Raw genomic sequence first — 4596 nt, forward strand, 5'->3', positions numbered from 1 at the left:
CGTAGCGCGCCACCAGATCGGTGACCGGATCGTTCACCGAAGTGAGGAACGCAGAGGGGATGCCCGGCGGCAGCAGCACGCCCAGCGCATCGCGGTAGCGCCCCGCATCCTCGATGGCGATGTAGCGGCTCTCCCCCGCCACCTGCACGGTGACGGCGCGGCGCAGCTGCTCGAGAGCCGTCACCATCTCGGCGTCGGCGCCGCGCGCCATCAGCTCGTCGCGCGACAGATCGCCCAGCATGCGCAACGCATCCTGCGCGTCGTCGACATGCCGGATCGCCCGCTCCGGCGTGCGTCGCTGCAGGGTTCGCTCGAGCTCGATGAGCGCGTCGCCGTCGATGATCTCGCGCAGCTCGGCCTGCCCGAGCAGCTCGGCCAGCAAGGCCGTGTCGAGCGAGAGCACCTGGGCGCGGCGCTCGGCCAGCGGGGCGTCGCCATCGTAGATGAAGGCGCCGATGTAGCCGAACAGCAGCGCCGTGGCAAAGGGCGAGGCGCGCTCGGTCTGCACCTGCACCACGCGCACCGCGCGGCTCGCGATGTCGGCCATGAGACCGCGCAGGGCGGGCACGTCGAACACGTCTTGAAGGCACTCGCGCATGGCCTCGAGCACCACGGGGAACGACCCGTAGCCCGCCGCCACGGTGAGCAGGTTGGCGCTCTTCTGGCGCTGCTGCCACAGCGGCGTGCGCGACCCCGGCCGACGTCGGGGAAGCAGCAGCGCCCGCGCCGCGCACTCACGAAAGCGACTGGCGAACAGGGCCGAGCCACCCACCTCGGCGGTGACCAGGCCCTCGATCTCGTCGGCCTCGAACACCACGTACTCGAGGGGCAGCGTCTGGTCGGCCTCGGGCAGGCGTAGCACGATGCCATCGTCGGTGTACATGCACTGCACCTCGACCCCCAGCCGCTCGCGGGCCCGCGCCGCGATGGCCAGCGACCACGGGGCGTGCACCCGGGCGCCGAACGGCGAGTGGATGCACAGCCGCCAGTCGCCCAGATCGTCGACAAAGCGCTCGACCACGATGGTCACATCGTCGGGCAGCGTTCCCGCGGCCAGGCGCTGCTCAGACAGGTACTCGAGCAGGCTCTCGGCGGCACGCGCGTCGAGGCCATCGCGTCGCAACCGTTCGCGCGCGTCAGACGGCGCCGCATCGGTCAGCTCGCGCAAGAAGCGCCCGTGCGCGCGCCCCAGCTCGACCGGTCGGCCCACCGTGTCACCGTGCCAGAACGGCAGCTTGCCCGGCTCTCCCGGCGCCGGCGATACGAGCACGCGATCGTGGGTGATGTCCTCGATGCGCCACGACGACGAGCCGAGCACGAACACCTCACCGCGGCGCGACTCATACACCATCTCCTCGTCGAGCTCGCCGACACGCTTACCCCCGCGCTCATCGCCGCTCACCAGGTAGACGCCGAAGAGACCACGGTCGGGGATGGTGCCCCCGCTGGTCACCGCCAGCCGCTGGGCCCCGGCGCGCCCCTCGATGCGGCCCGTCACGCGATCGTAGGTCACGCGGGCGCGCAGCTCGGCGAAGTCGTCGCTGGGATACAGCCCGCTCAGCATGTCGATGACCCCGTCGAAGGCCGCCCGAGGCAACGCGTGGAACGAGGCGGCACGGCGCACCGCAGCCTCGAGGGCGTCGACCTCCCAGACATCGACCGCGGCCATGGCCACGATGTGCTGGGCGAGCACGTCGAGCGGATTGCGGGGGCAGTGCATCGACTCGATGTCGCCGGCCTGCATGCGCTCGGCCACCACCGCGCACTCGACGAGATCGCCGCGCCACTTGGGGAACATCACCCCGCGGCTCACCGCACCTACCTGGTGCCCGGCCCGCCCGATGCGCTGCAGGCCGCTGGCCACCGACGGAGGCGACTCGACCTGCACCACCAGATCGACCGCGGCCATGTCGATGCCGAGCTCGAGCGACGACGTAGCCACCACCGCGGCCAGGCGCCCGCTCTTGAGCGCGTCCTCGGTCTGCAGGCGCTCGTCCCGGCTCACGCTGCCGTGGTGGGCGCGGGCGATCTCGGCGCCGGCCACGTCGTTGATGCGGGCACACAGCCGCTCGGCCAGTCGTCTCGAATTGGTGAAGACGATGGTCGATCGATGCGCGCCGATGATCTCCACCAGCCGCGACTCGATGGCTGGCCACACCGTCTTGCGATCGACCGAGGCGCCGGACCGAGCGCCCCCGCCTGCCCCGTAGCGCGTGGGCGGAAGGGTGAGGGTGTTGGGCGCGAGCTCAGCCACGCTCCCCATCTCGGAGAAGTCTTCGATGGGCACCTCGACGGTGATCTCGAGCGTCTTGTCGGCGGGCGGCTGAACTACGTGCACCGGGCGCGGCGCATCCGGCGATGCGTAGCCCGCGAGGAAACGGGCCACCTCGTCGACCGGGCGCACCGTGGCCGACAGGCCGATTCGCCGGGCTGGACGGGCCAGCAGCAGGTCGAGGCGCTCGAGGCTCAGCGCAAGATGGGCGCCGCGCTTGGTCGACACCACCGCGTGCACCTCGTCGACGATGACCGTGTCGACGTGGCGCAAGGCGTCACGCGCCTTCGAGGTGAGCAGCAGGAAGAGCGATTCCGGTGTGGTGATGAGGATGTCGGGCGGATGGGTGGCGAAGCGCCGGCGCTCTTCGGCCGGTGTATCGCCGGTGCGCAGTCCCACCGTGATCTCCGGGAGCTCGAGCCCGAGCCGCGCGGCCGTGTTGCGAATGCCCATGAGGGGCGAGCGCAGGTTGCGCTCGACGTCGGCGGCCAGCGCCTTGAGCGGCGAGACGTACAAGACGCGCAGGCGCTGCTTGTCGGGAGGGCGAGGCGTCGAGGCGAGCCGATCGATCGACCACAGGAACGCCGCCAGCGTCTTGCCGCTGCCCGTGGGGGCGACCACGAGAACAGCCCCCTCGTCTGACGACGCGATGCGCTGCCAGGCGCCGGCCTGTGCGGCTGTGGGCGCGGGGAAGCTCTCTCGCAACCAGGCTTGCGTGGCCGGGCTGAAGCGCGTGGCCACGTCAGATGAAGAGGGCGGGGGAACGAGATCGCCCCCGACGTTTTCAGTCGCGACGGGCTGGGTGCGGGGAGATGCAGAGCGCTTCACGCTGGCAGAGTGCGCCATCACAAGGGCTGCGCCCTGCCAGCGCCGAATCGCTAGGAGCGTACCCCCCAGAAAACGCTGCCACAGGAGCGCTCCATCATGCGATACCCCGCACCCGCGATGACCATCACCCTCGGCCTCGCCTGGACCCTTGCAGGCTGTGGTGGAGGCTCGGGGTCGACGAACGGCGGGTCGAGCGCCGTCATCATCCCTGCCCCCGCTCACGGGGCGGCCTATCGTCGCGGCGGCCCAGGCCACCAACGTCATCACCCCCGCACTGCAGGTCGAAGCCCTCGACGACCAGGGCCGTCGCGACACGACGTTCGCCGGCGCCATCACAGTCGCACTGGCCAACCCCGCGTCCGGCATTGTGTTGCAGGGCACCACGACCCGAAACGCCGTGAACGGCGTGGCGGTCTTCGACGACCTGCGCGTGAACCATCTGGGCACCTATACCTTCGCAGCCTCGAGCGCATCGCTGCAAACCGCATCGAGCCCGTCCATCGTCTACACGGCGCCCCCCGTGGCATTCGATGCTGCCGTGACCTACCCCGCGGGCAAGGGCGCCATCTCGCTCACCTCGGCCGACTTCAACCTCGATGGCAACCTCGATCTCGCCGCGGCCAACTCGGGTAACAATGTGGTCTCGGTGCTGCTGGGCAAGGGCGACGGCACCTTCGGCCAGGCCGCGACATTCGCGTCCGGGCCCGCGCCGTGGTCGGTCGTCGCTGCAGATCTCAACCACGATGGCAAACCGGATCTGGTCAGCGTGAACTCTGTCAGCAACAACGTTACTGTGCTGCTAGGCAATGGCGACGGAACCTTCAGCGCCACCGCGAACTTCATCGTGGGCACCAATCCACGCGCGGGCGCGGTGGCCGATCTCAACCTCGACGGCAACCTCGACATACTGACAGCCAACAGCGCATCCAACACGGTCTCGGTGCTGCTCGGAAACGGTGACGGCACCTTCGCCGCGGCCACGAACATCAGTGTGGGCAAGACCCCCCGATATGTCACGACCGGTGACATGAACCACGACGGCACACTCGATGTCGTTGTGGCGAACTTCGACGACAGCACGGTCTCGGTGCTGCTCGGAAACGGTGACGGCACCTTCGTTGCAGCCACCAACGCCACGGTGGGGCCTTTGCCACGATGCGTTATTGTCAGCGATCTCGACTTCGATGGCAATCTCGACCTGGCAACCTCGAACCGCGACGGCAACGACCTCTCGGTGCTTCTGGGAAGCGGCACGGGGCTGTTCACGATTGCGTCAGCCTATCCTTGCGGCAGGTCTCCCCGGTTTGTGACCGCGGCCGATATCAACCGCGACGGTCGCCCCGACCTTGTGAGCGCCAACTACGGCGATAACAGCGTTTCTGTCGTGGCAGGCAATGGCGACGGAACCTTCGCCGCACCCCTGGCCCTTGGGGGTGGAACCGGTCCCTACGCGGTGGTGGTGGCCGATTTCAATGGCGACGGCAAGCCCGACATCG

General features: G+C 69.3%; 2 protein-coding genes. One reads left to right on the top strand and one right to left on the bottom strand.

From position 1 onward, the window contains the following. Nucleotides 1-3118: DEAD/DEAH box helicase (locus tag EB084_19970; GenBank protein NDD30543.1), on the bottom strand; the 3118-nt coding region annotated here is incomplete at its 3' end. 142 nt (nucleotides 3119-3260) lie between these two features. Here EB084_19970 and EB084_19975 point away from each other — a divergent pair. Then, a partial coding sequence (locus EB084_19975) for a VCBS repeat-containing protein (protein NDD30544.1) occupies nucleotides 3261-4596 on the top strand: 1336 nt, incomplete at its 3' end.

This window comes from Pseudomonadota bacterium (assembly GCA_010028905.1).
Lineage (GTDB): Bacteria > Vulcanimicrobiota > Xenobia > RGZZ01 > RGZZ01 > RGZZ01.